Origin of the sequence: Amycolatopsis sp. NPDC089917, from assembly GCF_040684635.1 — a bacterium.
Classification (GTDB): domain Bacteria; phylum Actinomycetota; class Actinomycetes; order Mycobacteriales; family Pseudonocardiaceae; genus Amycolatopsis.
Genome location: NZ_JBFBGL010000049.1, coordinates 1 through 19,328 on the forward strand (window position 1 = coordinate 1; position 19,328 = coordinate 19,328).

Below are 19,328 nucleotides of genomic sequence, written 5' to 3' on the forward strand. Positions count from 1 at the left end.
GCCGGTCGTGCGGGAGCTGGTCCGGCACGGCATGCTCCTTCCCGCCTGATGCGGGCGGTGGTGGCGAGGGTCACGCCCACCCGGCCCATTCCTCACCTGCGCCTACCCTCGGGACGCGACACCAAAGGTCCCTTGCTCCCGTCGCGCCGGGCCCCCGGCCCTTTCGGACGCTGCGCCCCCTCTCTACTTGCCGGTAGGGTGCCCTCATGGGCGAAGCGAGTCGGGTCACGGGACGGTTCCGCGGAACGTTCGATGTACTGCATTCCCTTACCTACTTCGCACCCGAGACGGAAGCCGCGCTCACCGGCGCGGGTCTCCGGCCGGGTCGCATGACCTACTTCGCGGGCCGCGCGGCGCCGATGGGCGCGGTGGGTCCCGGCGTGGTCGCGGCGACCTTCTACAACTTCAACCCCGAACTGGTCGCCAAGTACCTCCCGCGGGCTTGGACGCTGGCCACGCCCGAAAAGATCATCGAGGCGCGGTTCGAAGCCGTCGACGCGGCGCTGACCAGGCTGCTCGGCAAGGACACCCTGGGCTCCGAGCAGGTCGCCGAGGCGGCCGAGCTCGCCCGCGAGGCGACCGGGGGCTGTCAGGCCGACGGCCGTCCGCTCTACGCCGGGCACGCCGGCGTCGGCTGGCCGAGCGAGCCGCACCTCGCGCTCTGGCACGCCATCACCCTGTTGCGTGAATACCGCGGCGACGGCCACATCGCCGCGCTGGTCATCAACGATCTCGACGGGCTCGCCGCGCTCGTCTCGCACACCGCCACCGGCAAGGGTTTCCTCGCCGCCGCGGCCAAGGCGTCCCGCGGCTGGAGCGACGAGCAGTGGGACGGCGCGGTCGCGAAGCTCCGCGAAAGGGGCGTCCTCGACGCCGAAGGCGGCTTGACCGAGGCGGGGAACGATCTGCGCGAGCGGATCGAGGCCGCCACGAACGCCGCGTCGACCGGACCCTGGGAGCACCTCGGCGAGGAGAAGACCAAGCGGCTTCACGAGCTGTGCGGGCCGTTGAGCCGCCAGGCCGTCGAAGCGGGCGCCTTTCCCGCGAATGTGTTCGCGACGGGCCGATAATCACGCTATGTAGTGAAAATGACCGTGCCGATTTCGCTTTGGGTAACGTAAGTGTGACCTTCGCTTGATCGGCGCTCATGAATTTTGTCGAATGCGTGCTCACCCAGCGGACTCGTGAGAAGCCACCGAACGAGTCATGTCACACTGGTCGCGGCCGGATTTTCCGCGATCCACCCGTACTCACAGTGAGCAAGAAGCGTCGCAGCCGGGTGTTTTCGACTGCGCACTGCGAAATACGGGTGTCCGGGGTTAATCCAGACGACCCTTGCAACGATGATGGAGACCGAGGATGGTCGTGGTGCTGTGCCTCGCTCTGTCACCGGTAGACAAATCGATATCTACAGAGCGCGCTTTGACCACTACGCCTCGTGACGCCATGATGTTCGAAGCACCACCGAGCCAGAACCGCGCGATCCCCCTCTCCGCGCACCGGGAGTAATGCGATGATGACCTTGACCACCCTCGACACGCTGGCCCAAGGCGGACAGCTCGGCACCGGCAATGTCCGTACCTGGCTGATCGACAACATCATCCCGTTGGTACTGCTGGCCGTCGCGCTTCTGCTCCTGTGGCTGGGCGGTGGCAAAGGGGACAACGCCGGTGTCATGCGCCGACTCGCCGGTGTGGTGATCGCGCTGGCGATCATCGGCCTCGCGGTGAGTGGCGCCGGAGTCAACGTGGGCCAGTGGATCGCCGGCCTCTTCACAGGCTGAGGGCCCGCGTTGCGTATCCGCACCGATGACGAGGTCTACCGGGTCGACGCCGTGTGGCTCGGCCCGCCGAAAGCGACTTTTCCCTGGAGAGCCCGCTACGTCGCGTGGCTCGTCGGTATCCCGGTCTTCCTGCTCGTGCTCACCACCGAACGGTGGGCGGGCTGGAGCTTCGGGTTCTTCTCGACCGCCTGGGCCTTCGTCGCCACAATTGTGATCACCAGGTTGATCACGGCCAAGATCAGCCACGAGCGCCCGCTGGGCGCCGTGGCCGCGATGGCGGCGAAAGAGCTCAACTCACCCAGAGAACGGACCACGGGCACGGGTGGCGCGGCGAGCGCGTCCCGTGTCCGGGTACGGGCGAACCGCCCGCTACCGAAGCACCGCAGGAGACGGCAGTACCAGCACCACGGCTACGGCGGCGGCGCCGGAGCTCAGGGAACACCACGAGCGCGTCGGAGCCGCCCCGCGGCTCAGGCCGGGAGGTAGTCGTTGTTCGGTCGCGGCGGAAGCCGAGGAAAACGTGATCGAGACCTGCAGCAAGGGGCCTGGAACCCGCCCCAGCAGGTCCGCTCCGCGCAGCCCAAAAAGGCCGGCAAGGGGAGGCGGCTGCCCGGTGAGGCGGCCATACCCACCTATACCCCGTCCATCGCGGCGCGAAGCATCGACGGGCACCTGCTGCGCACCGGTTACGAGGTCTACGCCTGGTACCGGCTCGCGCCGCAGCGCTGGTCGTTCCGGTCGGATTCGCAGCGCCGCGACCTGATCGCGGCCATCGCCGGGCAGTACGCGGAGCTCCAGGGCCGCTGGCTGCACCTGCGCGTGACCAACCGGCCGTACCCGATCCGCATGTGGGCCGAGGCCCACGTGCACAACGCCGTCGGCCGTCCCCAGGACGTCCAGGGCGCGCTGTCCTTCGACGACTACCTCATCGGCGAGCAGCAGCAGCTGATGGGCCGTTCGATGGCCGAAAAAGAGGTCTACCTGGGTGTCCAGGTGCAGACCAGGCGGATGATCGACCGCGCGGTCGAGAGCGCCGCCCCGGTGCTGCGCAAGATCCTGCCGGAGGCCGTCGACGCCGAACTGGCCGCGCTCGACTCCGAGGTCGAACACCTCGACCAGGTGATCGGCTCGGCCGGGCTCGAAGGCCGCCCGGTGCACGCCGAGGAGATGTCCTGGCTGATGCACCGCTCGTGCTCGCTGGGTCTGCCCGCGCCGCGCAACATGCCCGCGGTCCCGGGCGCCGCCTGGGAACCCGAGGACCTCGCCAGCTTCACCGACGCGGCGGACTTCCATGCCGAGCCGTACGCGCCGACGGTCACCGTCCGCGGCCGCACCGGGTCGAACGCCGGGGTCTCGCGGCATCTCGCCGTCCTCACCGTCGGCCAGATGCACGGCCTCCAGATCCCCGAGGTCGACGACCCGTGGATCCAGCACGCGGACCGGCTGCCCGCCGCGGTCGAGGTGTCCGCGCGGATCTACGTCCGGCGCCCGGAAGAGGTCGCCGGTGAGCTGCAGCGCCAGATGAACAAGGTGCGTTCGCAGGTCAAGCACTACACCGACGAGCATGAGCTGGAGCCGCCGCAGTCGCTGGCCCGCCAGGCGGGCCGGGTGCTGGAGATCGACGACGAGATGACGTCGGGCTTCACCGCGCTGGCCACCCGGGTCCGGTCGTGGTGGCGGCTGGCGGTGTCCGGGCCGACGGAGCGCGACGCGTTGCGCCTGGCCCAGCAGCTCCTCGACCTCTACAAGCCGAAGATCGCCGTCGAGCACCCGGAAGCCCAGTACGCGCTGGCCAGGGAGTTCATCCCCGGCGAGCCGCTGGCCTCGGCGGCGTACATGCGCCGCGGTTCGGTCGTGTGGGCGTCCTCGTCGGTCCCGACGGCGACGGCCGAGGTGGGCGACCGCCGCGGCATCCTGCTCGGCGAGACCGTGACCGCGACCCGGCGCCCGGTGGCCTGGGACCCGTGGATGGCGCAGGAGATCCGCGACGGCTCCGGGCTGACGGCGATGGTCGCCGGCCTCGGTGGCGGCAAGTCGTTCCTCGGCGGCGGCATCGTCTACAAGACGCTCCGCGCGGGCGCGCACTGGACGATCCTCGACCCGTCGGGCCCGCTGTCGCGGCTGTGCGACCTGCCCGAGCTGCGGCCGTACGCGCGGAACATCAACCTGCTCAACGCGCAGCCCGGCATCCTCAACCCGTACCGGGTGGTCGCCGAGCCGCAGATCGAGCACTTCATGGACGAGGACGACCCCGAGCGCTCCTGGCGGCGGGAGAAGGCCCTCGCGGGCGCGACCCGGCGTCGTCTCGTGCTCGACGTCCTCACCGGTGTCCTGCCGTACGAGGTCTCGCGGATGGCGCAGACCCGGATCGTGCTGCTCCGCGCCGTCCGCGCGGTCGGCGGCCGGTTTGACGCAGACCCGGGCCAGGTCATCGACGCGCTGCGCCGGGACTCCAGCGAGCACCACGAGCACGCCGTCGTCGTCGCGGACTTCCTCGACGAGATGCGCGAGCGGATGGCGCTGCTCATCCCGGAGTCCGACGCGGACCCGTACGCCGAGACCCGCGACGACCGGATGACCGTGCTGACCATGGCGGGGCTGACCCTGCCCAAGGACGGTGTCCCGCGGGAGTACTGGACGGACGCGGAATCCCTCGGTGTCGAGATGCTGAACCTCGCCGCGTGGCTGACGCAGCGGTCGGTGTACGAGAAGCCCAAGGAATTGCGCAAGGGCGTCTGGATCGACGAGGCGTTCTTCCTCTCCGAGGTCCCGACCGGCCGCGTGCTGATGAACCGCTTCGCGCGTGACTCGCGGAAGTGGAACGTCCGGGTGCTGCTGTCCTCGCAGATCCCTGCGGACTTCCTGAAGATCCAGGGTTTCGTGGCGCTGCTGGACTCGGTGTTCGTCGGACGGCTCGACGACGACGACGCCCAGGCCGACGCGCTGCGGCTGCTGAAGGTCCCGGTCGGCGTCGGCTACGAGCAGGTCGTCGCCGCGCTCGGCAGGCGGCCCGGCTCGCAACGCGACATCCAGCGCGACGTCGATCCGCGGCAGTTCATCTTCGGCGACGGCGCGGGCGGCGTGGAGCGGATCCGCGTCGACTTCTCCGGGCCGCACCTGGAACACCTGCGCCGGGTCATGGACACCACGCCGGGTTCGGCCGACGCCAAACCCGCCAAGCCGGGCAACGAGATCGCCGTCCCGGAGGAGAAGCAGTACGTCCCCACGCCGCCGGAGGACGACTTCGAGCTCGAAGAGGACCTCGAGCTCGCGGCCGAACTCGAGGTCGGTCTCACCGACGAACAGATGCTCGGCGCCCCGGACCCGTTGGCGGCCGAAACCGGAGAAGTGCAAGGCGCGGTCCAGAACGGGCACGGCGCCAACGGGAACGGGAGTCAGGGCGAGCACGCGCGCGCCGGCAAGGGTGGCACCGGCAGGGATGCCGCATGAACACAGTGATGACACTGGCGTTCGTGCTCGCGTTCGCCGCCGGGTGGCACGCGCTGCGCCGCCGTTGGAAAGAGGGGCCGCGGCCGGGCAAGACCAGACCCAGCCGCCGCGCGACGATGTTCGTCGTCATGCTGATCCTGGGTCTGCAGGCCGTGGCGACCGCTCCGGCGGCGTCGGCCGCCGCCTGTGGTGAGGCGCCGAACCCGGAACGGCCCGGCGCCGGCATGGTCGGCGCGCTCGACCCGTCCGTGATCGCTCGTGGTGAGGGTGGCAGTCCGTACAACGTCTACGGCTACGCCGGACACGTCTGGGACACCTTCGAAACCGACTGCGGCCCGCTGGCGGGCATCACCTCGCCCAACTCGACGATCGACACCTGGGCGGGCAACCAGCTGTTCAACATCGGCAAGAACATCGTCGGTGCCACGAACTCACTGCACTACACCGTGTTGCAGGGCAGCCTCCTCAGCCCGCTGTACAACGCCGTCAAGTCGGGGGCCGAGAAGGTCTTCAACAACATCTACGCCCAGTTGTTCGGCCTGGCCGCGCTGATCATGTCGATCATGTTGTTCCGCAACATCTGGCGCGGCGATCTCGCCGCGGTCAGCAAACGGGCGCTGTACGGGCTGGCCGCGGTCTGGCTGGCCGCGTCGTCGCTCGCGCTCCTGCGGTTCATCGATCCGATCGACAACGCGATCGTGCAGACCACCACCAACATCCAGGCCGGGTTCATCGACGATGCCAAGAACCCGCCGCCGACCCCGCCGCAGGCACCCTCGGCTCAGCCGTGCCAGGCGACCCCGGAAGCCGTGGCCGCCCGCCAGCCGTGGGACCGGGTCCCGACCGAACTGCACTGCCGGGTCGTCTACGACAACTGGCTCCGGGGCGAGTTCGGCACGCCGGACTCCCCGCAGGCACTCCAGTACGGTCCGGCCCTCCTGGACGCGCGTGCCTTCACCAGGACCCAGATCCTGCAGGGCGGGGACGCCGACACCGCGCTGGTGGACTCCAAGAAGGCGGCGTTCAAGGACATCTCCACCAAACTCGGCCCGGCGACCGGCTACTTCACCGGGGAGGACGGCAGCCGCGTCGGCGCCGGCTTCCTGGCTCTCGGCCAGGGAATCTTCTACTCGCTGTTCCAGCTGCTGGCCAAGGCCACGGTCCTGCTGGCGCAGGTGCTGATCCGGATCTTCGTGCTGACCGCTCCGCTGATCGGCTTGATCGCGTTGCTGCAGCCGCAGATCATGCAACGGATCCTCAAGGTGCTCGGCGCGGTCGCCTTCAACCTGATGGTGCTCTCGGTACTGGCGGGCGTGCACACGCTCCTGCTGGAGGCGATCTTCACCACGGGGAACTCGTTGTCCCTGCTGACGAAGATGGCGCTGGCGGCCATCATCACCGTGCTGCTGTTCATGGTCGGCCGTCCGGTGCGGCGGCTGTGGCAGATGGTCGAGATGTCCGTCGGCATGGTCGGCGGAGCGATGCCGTCGCCCCGCGGCGGGCTCTTCTCGCGCTTCCGCAAGAAGAACAACGAGCCGACCCCGCAGGACGCGTTCTGGCAGAACGTCCGCGACACCGACGACGTCGTCGACGGCGACCTCCGCGGTCCCGTGGGCGCGACGATCGGCGGCGGGCGGTTCCGGCCCGAGGCGACGATCTTCGCCAGCTCCCAGCGGCTCGACAACGGATCCGGCGCGATCAGGCCCGCGGCGGCCTGGTCCGGAGCACCGTGGCCCGGCGCGGTCGGCGGCGGTGGCGGCCTGCCCGCGCTGCCCGCCGGCGGCGGAGGCGTACCGGTGTTCGGCCAGTACAACCCGGCCGCGGGCAATCCGGGCGACTCCATGTTCACCTCGGGCGGGCGGAGCCCGATCCAGGTACCGAGCCGCCGCGTCGACACCTCACCGGTCGCCGACCGGCGCTGGAGCGACGAACCGGAACCGGTCGTGGTGCCGTCGCGGATGAACTCCGCGGGTGGCGGCTACGCCACTCCCGACTACTCGGGCGCCGTGCCGGCGCAGGCGGGGCCGTCGACGCCGCGTCCTCGCCGTGTCGACCCCGAAGTCGTGGCGGGCAAGCCGGTCTTCGTGCTGTACCGGCCTTCGCGTGGGCTGGAGGTCCGCGAGGAAGTCCGGGACACAGACCACGCTGTGGGCCGGTGACCCATGCCGATCAGGACCAACCGCGGGCGTACCGCGGTCTACCGCAGACTGTGGGGCTGGCCGCTGCGCTCGCCCCGCCACCTCGTCGGCACGCTGGTCGTCCTCGCGGTGGTGCTCACCGCCTTGGGCATCCTGCTGCCCAAGGCCATCGGAAAACCGGGGCAGACGGCGAACGGGCCGGGTGCGTCGGCGACAGCCACCTCGCGTCCCGGCGTCGCCGCGCCGGTCACCGTGACGTCGACGCTGCCGCCGAGGCTGACCACCCAGCCGCCGCCGTCTTCCGCGCCACCTGACCAGGACGGTGTCAGGGTCGCCAAGGAGTGGGTGACGGCATGGGCGAACCATCCGGACGGCATGACGACCGAGCAGTGGCTGAACGGACTGAAGCCGTACACCACCGACGAGTACCTGGCCACGGAACTGACGACGGTGGAACTCGCGAGGATCCCCGCCTCCAGGGTGACCGGGGAGCCGCAGGTCGTGCTGTCGGTCGCCGGATCGATGGACGTCGACGTCCCGACGGACGGGCCCAAGGTCCGGGTCACCGTCGTCAAGACGAACCCGGGGTGGCGGGTCACCAAGTTCGCTCAAGCGAGCTGACCCGATGAAGATCGGGATCATCGTCGGCGTGCTGATCGCCGCGGTCTTCGCCGCGGTGGTCACCACGAGCACGGTCACCAAGGTGGTGACCGACCACATGGAGGCCCAGGCGGGCGGCGTCGTCAAGACCTCCTGCGACGCGTCGATCGGGCCGACCCTGCCCGGGCAGGCCGATCGCGGTTCTTCGGACATCAACAAGCTCGACGAAGAACAGAAGGGGATCGTCGCGCTGATCATCTCGGTCGGCAAGCAGCGGACGCTGTCGCCGCGCGCGTGGCAGGTGGCGATCCAGGCCGGGATGACCGAGTCCAAGCTGCGGAACCTGACCTTCGGCGACCGCGACTCGCTCGGCATCTTCCAGATGCGGCCGTCGATGGGCTGGGGCACCGTCGCGCAGGTCACCGACCCGCCGTACCAGGTCAACAAGTTCTACGACGTGCTGCTCGCGGTGCCGGACTGGGAGAACATGCGTCCCGGAGACGCCGCCCAGCGGGTCGAGCGGTCCGGCTTCCCCGACCGGTATCACAGCTGGGAGCCGATGGCGGCCCTCCTCGTGCAGAACGAGGGCCAGATCGTCGACGTCGTCGGCTGCGGGTCGAGCGTGGGCAGCGTGGTGCCGCCGAGCCAGGCCGCCGCGCAGGCCATCAAGTTCGCCCTCGGCGAGCAGGGCAAGCCGTACATCTGGGGTGCCACCGGGCCGAACAGCTACGACTGCTCCGGGCTGATGCTGCGGGCGTACGAGTCGGCCGGGATCATCCTGCCGCGGGTTTCGCGGGACCAGTACAAGGGCGGCGCGATGCTGCCGGTCCGGCAGGCGCAGCCGGGTGACCTGCTGTTCCTGGCCACCGTGCCGTCGAATCCGGCGACCATCCACCACGTGATGATGTACCTGGGCGAGGGCAAGATCGTCGAGGCCCAGCAGACCGGGGTGCCGGTCCACATCCGCGACTTCTCCTTCGACGAGGCCGAAGTGGTCGCGCAGGCGGTCCGTCCTGGCGTTTAGCATGGTGCCCGCGTGGTATCGCGATCGCGAGACCATCGGATTCACCCGAAGTGGCGGCCTGTCCACCGGCACGCGGCCGCACACTGGCAGAGGATGAAGAGCGTGGCACGGAAATTCGGAAGGCGAGGCAAGCCCGCGACGGGAGGCGGCCCGGAGGTCGACCCCCGCGATCTTTTCGGCACCGCACAGCCCGCGCGGCAGGCGGCGCGTCCCGCGTCGAGCACGCCGCTGGCGGACCAGCTGAACCAGGGCTGGCCGGGGGTCGACCCCGGTTACGTCGTGCTGCCGCGTTCGCTGGCCGAAGGGATGTCGCTGCCCTGGCAGCAGCAGATGGCCGCGCTGCTGGCCCAGTTCCACCACGAGAACGCCAGGCTCGCCTGGCCCGTCTACCGGGTTGTCCCTTCGCGCTACGAAAAGCTCGTCGACCTCGACGAGGAACAGCTGGCGGAGGCCGGCTACCTGGTCGAGATGGACACCGAAGGCGAGATGATCTACCGCGAGCGCAGTGGCCGGAAGATCGACGATCCGGCGAACACCACGGTGCTCGTCTCCTGTCTCGACCCGATCCCGAAGCCCTCGCAGCGTCAGGCACCTCCACCGCCTTCGCAGCAGGCCGCGCCGCCCGCGCCCGGGCAGCAGCCGCCACCGCAGCAGCAGCCTCCGCGCGCTCCGGCGCCGATGAACATCGGACCCGCGCCGGTGTGGCGCACGGTCAGCCCGCCCGTGGCGCCTCCCGCCGGACCGCCTCCCGCCGCGCCGCCGGGCAATCACACGGCGCCTCTTGCCACCCCGCCGTCCGTCCTGCAGCCGCCTCCGTCCGCCGCGCCTCAGCAGCCACCTCTGCCTCAGCCGAGTCAGACGCGGCCTCCCTTGGCGAACCAGACACCGCCTCCGCCGCCGGTGAGCGCGCCTCCGGCGACGCCGGAACCGCAGTCCGTCGCGCCGCCGCAGGCCGAGCCGGAACCGGCGCCCGCGAGTCCGCCTCCGCCCGCCACGACCCCGCCGCCGTCAGCGATGCCTCCGGTCACCCATCCAGTGGCAGGGCCGCCTTCGGGGCCCTTGCCGCAGCCGACGTCCTCCGCTTCGCCGCCGCAGGGCATCCCCGTCGCGCCGGACCTCCCCACTCCGCCGCGCGGCGTTCCGATGGACAGGGGCTGGTTCGACGAACTCGCCGAAAGCGTGCCGGAAAGCTCGAAGACGGACTCGTCCGAAGGCGACGAGTTCGGCCCGACCGGTGACCCCACGGAGATCCCGTACCGCTATCGCAAGTGATGACAGGACGTCCGGGTGATGTCAGGCTTGACCCATGTCGAGCGACCCGAACCCGGATCAGGGCTGGTACTTCAACACCAAGACGAACCAGGTCGAGCACCTGGAACGCGGCCGGAGCATCGACCTCCTCGGCCCGTACCCGGACGAGGCGACGGCCAGGCGCGCCCTGGACATCGCCAAGGAACGCACGCGGCAGGCGGACGCCGAAGACGCCAAGTGGAGCGGCGACTGAGCGCCGCCGGGCCGCGCTGACCTGCGAAAAGAGAGCAAGGGACCTTTGCTGTCGCCTATGTCCGGTCGCCGGTGGTTCGGTACATGAACGCCCTCTGGCCTGAGCCTGGGGCCGTGAAGGACCCCTTCATGTACTTGGGCTGGCGTGAAGGGCGAGTTTCCTCGGCGCAGCCGCGTGAAGGGTGCCTTCACACGCACCCGCCGTGACACTTGAGGTCACTGAGGTTCTTGAGGCGCCTGGGGTTTCCGGGGCGAGTCGGTGGTCCGTGAAGGCCTCCTTGAGGGACCCAGAGTCCGTGAAGGCCTCCTTCACTACCTTCAGGGTAGGCAAGGAGGCCTTCACGGACCTACGCCTCTCTCAACATTAAGAGAAGCGAAAGCAAGGGACCTTCGCTGTCGTTAGTTAGTGTGCTAACGAACGCTAGCAAAGGTCCCTTGCTCTCCCTCGTGCCGAGAACCGCGGGTCAGGCGTCCTGCCGCGCCAGCGCCGGGCCGAGCACGAACTCCGGGTCGACCTGGGCCGTGAGGTCCTCCCCAGTCCGCCCGCTGCCCCACGCCCGCGCGTTGCGGAGGTGGAACTCGACGCCCTGACGCTGGTAGCGCGCCCAGTCGCGCTGCTCGGAGTCGACGGTCGCGAGCATCGAGCCCAGTGTCGCGAGGTTGTGCGCCTCGAGTTCGCCGATCGGGCGCGCGCGGCCGCGTTCGGCGGCGCGGACGTGCCGAGAGTTCTCCATCCAGCCCAGCAGCGCTTCGCCGACCTCCTCGCGGAGGAAGTCGATGTCCTCGTCCTCGGTCACCTTGTTGCCCACGACGACCAGCCGCACCCCGAAGTCCCGCGCGTAGTCGGCGTACTGCCGGTACACGCCGACGCTGCGCACGGTCGGTTCGCACACCAGGAACGTCACGTCGAACCGCGTGAACAGACCGGACGCGAACGCGTCGGCGCCGGCGGTCATGTCCATGACGACGTACTCGCCCGCGTCGTCGATCATGTGGTTCAGCAGCAGCTCCGCCGCGCCGACCTTCGAGTGGTAGCAGGCGACGCCGAGGTCGTCCTCGTCGAACTGGCCGGTGACCCCGAGCCGCACGCCGCCGAAGTCGCGGAAGCACGCCTCGAAGATCGGGTTGTCCTCGAACGGCCGGACCAGCCGCGATCCGCGTCCCGGCGGGGTCGTCTTGATCATCGAGGCCACGTCGGCGATCCGCGGGTTGTCGCCGCGCAGGTATTCCTTGATCAGACCCATGCTGTCGCCCAGCGTCGGCCACGCGATGGCCTCTTCCTCGCTGGCGCCGAGCGCGACGGCGAGGTGCTGGTTGATGTCCGCGTCGATCGCCAGCACCGGTTTCCCGCCACCGGCCAGGTACGCGGTGAACAGCGACGCCAGCGTGGTCTTGCCGCTGCCGCCCTTCCCGACGAACGCGATCTTCACGCCACGGCCCTTCCTGTCGTTGTGAAAAGGGTATCGGTTTTCATTTCCGCCGGTAACGTACACCCGACCGGCTCGCGCCCGAACGGGCGATCAACCTGGCCGAATCGGGATAGGGTTGGGTGGTGCCTCCACTCGTGATCAGGACACACACGGCCGGAGGGGACTTCGGTCGCCTGCGAGCCGAGTTCTCGCTGCCGGAGTCGTTCGGGCCCGAGGTGCTCGCCGAGGCGGAGGCGGCGGTCGTCGACCCGCTGGAGTCGGCGGGAGGCCGCGAGGACGCCACCGGTCTGCCCTTCGTCACCATCGATCCGCCCGGTGCCAAGGATCTCGACCAGGCGGTGCTGATCGAGCGCGTCGAGGGCGGCGGGTTCCGGGTCCACTACGCGATCGCCGACCTGGCCGCGTTCATCCCGCCGGGTGGCGCGCTCGACAAGGAAGCGCGGCGCCGCGGGCAGACGCTGTACCTGCCCGACGGGAACGTCCCGCTGCACCCGCCGGTGCTGTCCGAAGGCGCGGCCAGCCTGCTGCCGGGGGAGACCCGGCCCGCCGTGCTGTGGACCATCGACGTCGACGCGGGCGGCGAACCGACCGCGACCAACGTCCGCCGCGCACTGGTCCGGTCCACCGAGCAGTTCGACTACGAGACCGTCCAGGCCTCGATCGACGCGGGCGAGCCGCATCCATCGGTCGCGGCGCTGCCGGAGCTGGGCCGCCTGCGCCGCGAACTCGCGATCCGGCGCGGCGCGGTCGAACTCCAGTTGCCGGAGCAGGAGATCAGCGGCGACCCCGACGGCGGCTGGGCGCTGATCCAGCGGCCGCGCAACGACGTCGACGCCTGGAACGCCGAGATCTCGCTGCTCACCGGCATGGCCGCGGCCAAGATCATGATCGACGCCAGGATCGGCGTCCTGCGCACGCTGCCCCCGCCCGACGCCGACGCGGTCGAATGGCTGGGCCGGTCCGCGCAGGCGCTGAACATCGACTGGCCCGAGGGCAAGAGCGTGTCGGAGTTCCTGGCCGCGCTCGACCCGGGACAGCCCGCGTCCATGGCGCTTTTCGCCGACACCACAAGGCTTCTGCGCGGAGCCGGATACACCGCGTTCGACGGCGAACTCCCCGCGTTGACCACGCACGCCGGGATCGGCGGCGCGTACGCCCACGTCACCGCGCCGATCCGGCGGCTGGTCGACCGGTTCGCCACCGAGATCTGCCTCGCCGTGAGCGCCGGTCGCGAAGTGCCCGCGTGGGTCCGCGCGGCGCTCGCGGAGGTGCCGGAGCAGATGACCGCGTCCGACACGCTGGCGGCGAAGGTCGAACGGGCCTGCATCGACCAGGTCGAGGTCTGGGTGATGGCCGAGCACATCGGCGGCGAGTTCGGCGCCATCGTGCTGCGCGCGGAGGAGACCAAGGCCGAGATCCTGGTCGAAGATCCGCCGGTGATGTCCAAATGCACCGGCGAGAAGCTGCCGGAAGGCGAGCGGATTCGCGTCCGGCTCACCGCGGTCGACGTCGACAAGCGGAAACTGTCGTTCGAGCGGGCATGATCGACGACCTCGGCGAAGTGGTCCCGCTGCGCGCTCCGGCGGCGCGGGTGGTCTCGCTCGTGCCGTCGCTGACCGAGGCCGTCGAGGTCAGCGCCCCGGGCAGGCTCGCGGGCGCCACCGACTACTGCACCCATCCGGTCGACCTGGACGTCCCGCGGGTGGGCGGTTCGAAGTATCCGAACGTGGACAAAGTCCTGGAACTCGCACCGGATCTGGTGCTGGCCAACTCCGAGGAGAACCGGCCGGAGGACGTGGAACGCCTGCGCGCCAACGGAATCCCGGTCTGGGTGATGGAGGCGTCGGCGACCGTGCCCGGCGCGCTCGCTTCGATCCGGCGGATCCTGACGCAGGCCTACGACCTCGCCGAGCCGGACTGGCTGGTCGAGGCCGAAGAGGTGTGGCGGGAGACCCTGCCGGAGCGCTTCCGGGCGGTCGTGCCGGTGTGGCGGAAGCCGTGGATCGTGCTCGGCCGGGACACCTTCGGCGGTGACGTCCTGCATCGTGTCGGGATCGGCAACGCCTACGCGGACGACGAAGAGCGCTACCCGCGCCCGAAGCTCGAAGCGCTTCAGGCGCGCTTCGCGGCCGAAGACGCGAACCTGCTCGTTCTGCCTGACGAGCCCTACGAGTTCACAGCCGACGACGGCCCCGAAGCGTTCCCGGGCGCGAAGTACGTCCTGGTCTCCGGGCGCCACCTGACCTGGTACGGCCCTTCGCTCGTCGAGGCCCACTCCAGGCTCACGAGTCTCTTCGACGCGTGAGCCTGGAGCGCTCGATCAGAGGGTCAGGCCGGTCAGGACGGTGACGCGTTCCTCGGTGAAGTCCGCCATCGCCGAAGCCGGGCCTTCGCGGCCGACGCCGGAGTCCTTCACGCCGCCGTAGGGCATCTGGTCGGCGCGGAAGCTCGGCACGTCGCCGACGAGCACGCCACCGACGCGCAGCTTCGCGGACACGTCGAACGCCGTCGGCAGGTCGCGCGTGAACACGCCCGCCTGGAGCCCGAAGCGCGAGTCGTTGATCCGGCGCACGCCGTCCTCCACCGACTCCACCCGCGTGATCGACACGACCGGCCCGAAGACCTCGTCGGCCATCACCGACGCGTCCTCCGGCACGTTCGCGAGCACGGTCGGTTCCACGGTCGCGCCGTCGCGCTTGCCGCCGGTCAGCAGTTCGCCGCCGGCTTCGACAGCCGCGGTGATCCACGATTCCACCCGGGAAGCGGCGGCGGTGTTGATCAGCGGCCCGACGTCGACGCCGTCCGTGCGCGGGTTTCCGGTCCCGAGCGCGCGCACCTGCTCCAGCACCTTCGCCTGCAGCTCGTCGTAGACGTCGGCATGCGCGTACACGCGCTGCACCGAGATGCACGACTGCCCGGCCTGGTACATCGCGAAGGTCGCGATCCGCTGCGCCGCGAAGTCCAGGTCCGTCCAATCGGGACAGACGAGGACCGCCGCGTTGCCGCCGAGCTCCAGCGCGACGTGCTTGCGCGGCACGCTGTCGCGGATGCCCCAGCCCACCGGCACGGAACCGGTGAACGACACGACCGGCAGGCGCGGGTCGGCCACCAGTTTGGCCGATTCCTCGTTGCTCACCGGGAGGATCGACCAGCTCCCGGCCGGAAGATCGGTCTCGGCGAGGATCTCGCCGAGCAGCAGCGCGGTCAGCGGCGTCGCGGGCGCGGGCTTGAGCACGATCGGCGCGCCGACCGCGATCGCGGGCGCCACCTTGTGCGCCACCAGGTTCAGCGGGAAGTTGAACGGCGTGATGCCCAGCACCGGTCCCTTCGGCACCCGGCGCACCAGCGCGAGCCGTCCGGTTCCACCCGGGTCGGTGTCGAGCCGCTGCAGGTCACCGGAGAACCGGCGGGCTTCCTCGGCGGCCCAGCGGAACGTCGACGCCGCGCGCCCGATCTCGCCGCGCGACCACTTCAGCGGCTTGCCCGACTCGGCGGTGATCAGCTGCGCGATCTCTTCGGACCGCTCACCCAGAACTCGGGACACGTGGTCCAACGCGCCCGCCCGGACGTGCGCCGGCAGGGTCGCGAACTCGTCCTGGACGTCGTGCGCGGCCTGGACGGCGGTCTCGATATCCGAAGTGGACGGAACGTGATGCGAGCCCGCCTCGCTCCCGTCGAAGGAGTGCCGGACGACGGCGGTTTCGCCGCTGGTGACCGGCTTTCCGGCTACCCAGAAGGGAAAAGTGCTCACTTGGAAGCCTCCGTACGGACAGCGTGCTCCAGGACCGTCAGGCCCTCGTCGAGCAGTTCGGCGGACAGGGAAAGCGGCGGCAGCAGCCGGACGACGTTGCCGTAGGTGCCGCAGGTGAGGACGACGACGCCGGCCTGGTGGCATGCCTGCGCGACGCGTTTGGTCAGGTCGGCGTCGGGTTCGGTGGTGCCCGGCTTCACGAACTCGGCGGCCAGCATCGCGCCGCGGCCGCGGACGTCGCCGATCACGCCGGTCTCCTCGGCCAGCGCGCGCAGCCGCGGCAGCACCGCGTTCTCGATGCGCTTCGCCGACGCGGCGAGGTTCTCCTGGCGCATGGTCTCGATCGAGCCGAGCGCCGCGGCGCACGCGATCGGGTTACCGCCGTAGGTGCCGCCGAGCCCGCCCGGGCCGACGGCGTCGAGCAGTTCCGCGCGGCCGGTGACGGCGGCGAGCGGGAGACCGCCCGCGATGCCCTTGGCGGTGGCGATCAGATCCGGCACGACGTCTTCGTGCGTGGAGGCGAACCACTCGCCGGTGCGGCAGAACCCGGTCTGCACCTCGTCGGCGACGAACACGACGCCGTTTTCGGCGCACCAGCGGGAAAGCGCGGGGAGGAAGCCGGGCGCGGGCTCGATGAACCCGCCCTCACCCTGCACCGGCTCCAGCACGACGGCCGCGACCTGGTCGCCGCCGATCTGCTTCTCGATGCGATCGATGGCGATCCGCGCCGCTTCGGGGCCGGACAGGCCGTCGCGGTACGGGTACGACCCCGGCACCCGGTAGACCTCGGGCGCGAACGGACCGAAACCGTGCTTGTACGGGATGGACTTCGCGGTCAGCGCCATCGTCAGGTTGGTACGGCCGTGGTAGGCGTGGTCGAACACGACGACAGCCTGGCGGCCGGTCGCGGCGCGCGCGATCTTCACCGCGTTCTCGACTGCCTCGGCGCCGGAATTGAACAGCACCGAACGCTTCTCGTGGGTGCCCGGCGTCAGCTTGTCGAGTGCTTCGCACACCTCGACGTAGCCCTCGTACGGCGTGACCATGAAACACGTGTGCGTGAACCGGCCTACCTGCTCGCGGACGCGGTCCACGACGGCGGGGGCGGCGTGGCCGACGTTGGTCACCGCGATGCCGGAACCGAAGTCGATCAGGACGTTGCCGTCGGCGTCGGTGAGCAGGCCGCCTTCGGCCGAGGTGACGTAGACGGGCAGCACCGAGCTCACGCCCGCGGCGACGACGGCCGCGCGCCGTTCCTGCAGGGCGCGCGAGGCGGGGCCGGGGATCTCGGTGCGCAGCCTGCGCTGCGTCTCGGTGGTGACGGTCACGGCCAAACTCCTGCGGACGCGAGGGACGGGGTCGCCCTCCAGGATGAAAGCCCGGCCGGGCGACGTCAGCTCGACATCTTGTCCATATCGGCGCGTAGAGTTGGACAACATGGCACTGACGCTCGCCGCCCTCGTGGCCGAACGCCCGCTCGGCCTGCGCGCGCGGGCGGCGGAGGCCGCGCTCGACCGGCCGATCGGCTGGGTCCACCCCACCGAACTGACCGACCCGCAGGCGTTCCTCGAAGGCGGCGAACTGCTGCTGACCACCGGGCTCGCCCTCGACGAGACCACGTCGCCCGGGTACATCCGGCGGCTGGTCGACGCCGGGGTGGCCGGGCTCGGGTTCGGCGTCGGCCTCAGTCACGAGAGCATCCCGCGGTCCCTGGTGGACACCGCCGAAGAGGTCGGGCTCCCAGTACTCGAAGTGCCGAGGAAGACGCCGTTCATCGCGATCACGCGCGCGGTCTCCCGGGCGGTCGCCGCCGACGAATACGCCTCGCTCGTGCGCACCGGCAAGGGGCAGCAGGAATTGACCAGGACCGCGGTCGGCAAGGGCGGCCCCGGCGGGGTGGTGCGCAAACTGGCGAAGCTGGTCGACGGCTGGGTGCTCCTGCTCGACTCTTCGGGCGCGGTCACCGAAGCCGCGCCGACGTCCGCGCGCCCTTTCGCCGACGAGGTCCGGGAAGATCTCGCTCGGCTGCGCGCGGGCATCCTGGTGACGGCGATAGGGGAGGACGAGGTCATACTCCAGACTCTCGACACCCGCGCGCGCGGCGTGCTCGTGGTCGGGACCCCTGAGTCGCTCGACGCCGCCGGGCAGCACATCGTCAACACCGCGGTGTCGTTGCTTTCCCTTGCGCTGGAACAGAACCGAGAGCACGTCGTGGCGTTGCGGCGGCTGCGGTCGGGGCTGTGCGACCTGCTCGCCGCGGGGCAGGCGGAACTCGCCACGCGGACGATGAAGTCGCTGTGGGGCGGTGTCCCGGAGGCCCCGTGGCCCGTTCTGGCCGTCACCGGCCCCGCGACCGCGCGCCGGTCGCTCGCCGACACGCTCGACGCCGAAGTGGCCGGGGAGAAGGTGTTCTTCGGCGAGTCGGGGGCGTTCGTCGTCGCGTTCGGCGATGTGGACGCCGTCGCCCGGCAGGCTTCCCGGATCGGCGGACTGCACGCCGGGCTCTCCGATCCGGTGTCCACAGTGGATTTCCCGGCCGGGCTCCGGCAGGCGAAGCAGGCGGCGGAAGCGGCGAAGGCCGAGCGGGCCCCACTGGTCCGATTCGCCGAACACGCCGGACGCGGCTTCCTGGAGCTGGTCGATTCCCAGGCGGCACAAGCGTTTTCGGACAGCCTGCTGGCACCGTTGCGGCAGCACGACGAAACCGGCCGGGGTGAACTGGTCGCCTCAATGACCTGCTGGCTCGAACACCACGGTCACTGGGATCTGGCGTCCGCGCGGCTCGGCGTCCACCGGCACACCTTGCGCAACCGCATGCGCAAGGTCGCCGAGTTGACCGGCCGTGATCTCGATTCCCCCGGGGTGCGTGCCGAATTCTGGCTCGCGCTGCAGGTCAGCGCTCGGACCTGACCAACGCGATCGGCGAGTCCCCACAACGGCGCAGCTGCGTGCCGCTCTCCGTCGTGACCGGTGCCGCGCCGGAGGACCACCACGCCGGGACGTCGACCTCGCGGACGAGCGATCCGGTGGCCTGCCGCGCGTTGTTCGACACGATCACCCGGCCCTGGGCGTTGACCAGGGCCGCGCGGCCGCCGAGGGCACGCAGTTTCGGCTGCAGCAGCCTCTCGACCTCGCGCACGTAGACATCCGCGCCGACGACCCCCGCGAAGGCTCCTTCGCGCCGCACGGGCACAGTGAAGGTCAGGGTGTATTCGTCGGTGCAGAGGTAATCGACGTACGGGCCGTTGATGTGGCGGCGGCCGGTGTCACGCGGGACGGTGAACCACGACTGCCGGGTGTAGTCGAGGAAGTTGTCGCTGTCCGGATCGAGACTGATGACCAGTTGCACCGGTTCGGCGTCGCCGGTCTCGGTCCACCATTCGAAGCCGAATTCCTGATCGGCCAGCGCGTTCGGCGCGCTGATGAACCCGGCGCCGACGACCAGGCCGCCGAGGACGTCGAAGACCTGCGGCCGGAGGCGGGGCAGGTCTTCGGCCGTGACGTCGCCTGATGCGGCCAAAAGCCCCTCGGCGCCGGCCAGAACCGGCTTCAGTCTGCCGAAGACGTCCTCGACCAGGGCGGATACCTGATCGACGACCTCGGAACCGGCGGACGGTGTGTCGTTCACGATGCTCACCTCGGATGCGCG

Annotated in this window: 16 protein-coding genes; 12 read left to right on the plus strand and 4 right to left on the minus strand. The window is 70.3% G+C overall.

The genetic code is table 11. From position 1 onward, the window contains the following. The first annotated feature begins 206 nt into the window (after positions 1-206). The 9 genes from AB0N89_RS29485 to AB0N89_RS29525 all read left to right on the plus strand — a co-directional run bounded on the left by AB0N89_RS29485 (position 207) and on the right by AB0N89_RS29525 (position 10,499). Positions 207-1,070 (plus strand): hypothetical protein, encoded by an 864-nt coding sequence (locus tag AB0N89_RS29485; protein WP_364210920.1) that lies wholly within the window; start codon positions 207-209, stop codon positions 1,068-1,070. Positions 1,071-1,513: 443 nt separating this feature from the next. Continuing rightward, entirely contained in the window at positions 1,514-1,783 is a 270-nt protein-coding gene (locus AB0N89_RS29490) for a hypothetical protein (RefSeq protein ID WP_364210923.1), read from the plus strand. Between the two features lie 9 nt (positions 1,784-1,792). Beyond that, the gene (locus AB0N89_RS29495) at positions 1,793-2,269 is read left to right on the plus strand and encodes a hypothetical protein (RefSeq protein ID WP_364210926.1); all 477 of its coding nucleotides are present in this window, start codon (positions 1,793-1,795) and stop codon (positions 2,267-2,269) included. A 3-nt stretch (positions 2,270-2,272) separates the two neighbouring features. Beyond that, a complete protein-coding gene (locus tag AB0N89_RS29500) occupies positions 2,273-5,233 on the plus strand; it encodes an ATP-binding protein (protein WP_364210929.1) in 2,961 nt (986 codons plus the stop codon). Next, complete coding sequence (locus AB0N89_RS29505) at positions 5,230-7,392, plus strand: magnesium transporter (protein ID WP_364210932.1); 2,163 nt, start codon at positions 5,230-5,232, stop codon at positions 7,390-7,392. The genes AB0N89_RS29500 and AB0N89_RS29505 overlap by 4 nt, the downstream gene beginning before the upstream one ends. Positions 7,393-7,395: 3 nt before the next feature. Next, entirely contained in the window at positions 7,396-7,992 is a 597-nt protein-coding gene (locus tag AB0N89_RS29510; protein ID WP_364210935.1) for a hypothetical protein, read from the plus strand. A gap of 4 nt (positions 7,993-7,996) precedes the next feature. After that, positions 7,997-8,995: a C40 family peptidase gene (locus tag AB0N89_RS29515; RefSeq protein ID WP_364210938.1), complete on the plus strand. Its 999-nt coding sequence runs from the start codon at positions 7,997-7,999 to the stop codon at positions 8,993-8,995. A gap of 93 nt (positions 8,996-9,088) precedes the next feature. After that, entirely contained in the window at positions 9,089-10,267 is a 1,179-nt protein-coding gene (locus AB0N89_RS29520; protein WP_364210941.1) for a hypothetical protein, read from the plus strand. A 34-nt stretch (positions 10,268-10,301) separates the two neighbouring features. Beyond that, on the plus strand, positions 10,302-10,499 hold the full coding sequence (locus tag AB0N89_RS29525) for a hypothetical protein (RefSeq protein ID WP_364210944.1): 198 nt from the start codon (positions 10,302-10,304) through the stop codon (positions 10,497-10,499). A 463-nt stretch (positions 10,500-10,962) separates the two neighbouring features. On the opposite strand, the gene AB0N89_RS29530 is transcribed toward AB0N89_RS29525, so the two are convergent. Continuing rightward, complete coding sequence (locus AB0N89_RS29530) at positions 10,963-11,928, minus strand: AAA family ATPase (protein ID WP_364210947.1); 966 nt, start codon at positions 11,926-11,928, stop codon at positions 10,963-10,965. Between the two features lie 134 nt (positions 11,929-12,062). Between AB0N89_RS29530 and AB0N89_RS29535 the strand changes: the two genes are divergently transcribed. Together AB0N89_RS29535 and AB0N89_RS29540 are read left to right on the plus strand one after the other, a co-directional pair. Then, entirely contained in the window at positions 12,063-13,472 is a 1,410-nt protein-coding gene (locus AB0N89_RS29535; RefSeq protein ID WP_364210950.1) for an RNB domain-containing ribonuclease, read from the plus strand. Beyond that, a complete protein-coding gene (locus tag AB0N89_RS29540; RefSeq protein WP_364210953.1) occupies positions 13,469-14,233 on the plus strand; it encodes a helical backbone metal receptor in 765 nt (254 codons plus the stop codon). The genes AB0N89_RS29535 and AB0N89_RS29540 overlap by 4 nt, the downstream gene beginning before the upstream one ends. Positions 14,234-14,248: 15 nt before the next feature. On the opposite strand, the gene AB0N89_RS29545 is transcribed toward AB0N89_RS29540, so the two are convergent. After that, entirely contained in the window at positions 14,249-15,679 is a 1,431-nt protein-coding gene (locus tag AB0N89_RS29545; protein ID WP_364210956.1) for an aldehyde dehydrogenase family protein, read from the minus strand. Further along, on the minus strand, positions 15,676-17,007 hold the full coding sequence (gene gabT, locus AB0N89_RS29550; protein WP_364210959.1) for a 4-aminobutyrate--2-oxoglutarate transaminase: 1,332 nt from the start codon (positions 17,005-17,007) through the stop codon (positions 15,676-15,678). The genes AB0N89_RS29545 and gabT overlap by 4 nt, the downstream gene beginning before the upstream one ends. Positions 17,008-17,116: 109 nt before the next feature. Between gabT and AB0N89_RS29555 the strand changes: the two genes are divergently transcribed. Beyond that, positions 17,117-18,589: a PucR family transcriptional regulator gene (locus AB0N89_RS29555; protein ID WP_364210962.1), complete on the plus strand. Its 1,473-nt coding sequence runs from the start codon at positions 17,117-17,119 to the stop codon at positions 18,587-18,589. Here the strand turns inward: AB0N89_RS29555 and AB0N89_RS29560 are convergent. After that, on the minus strand, positions 18,573-19,307 hold the full coding sequence (locus AB0N89_RS29560) for a cache domain-containing protein (protein WP_364210965.1): 735 nt from the start codon (positions 19,305-19,307) through the stop codon (positions 18,573-18,575). The two genes, AB0N89_RS29555 and AB0N89_RS29560, sit on opposite strands and share 17 nt — an antisense overlap. Positions 19,308-19,328 lie beyond the last annotated feature (21 nt).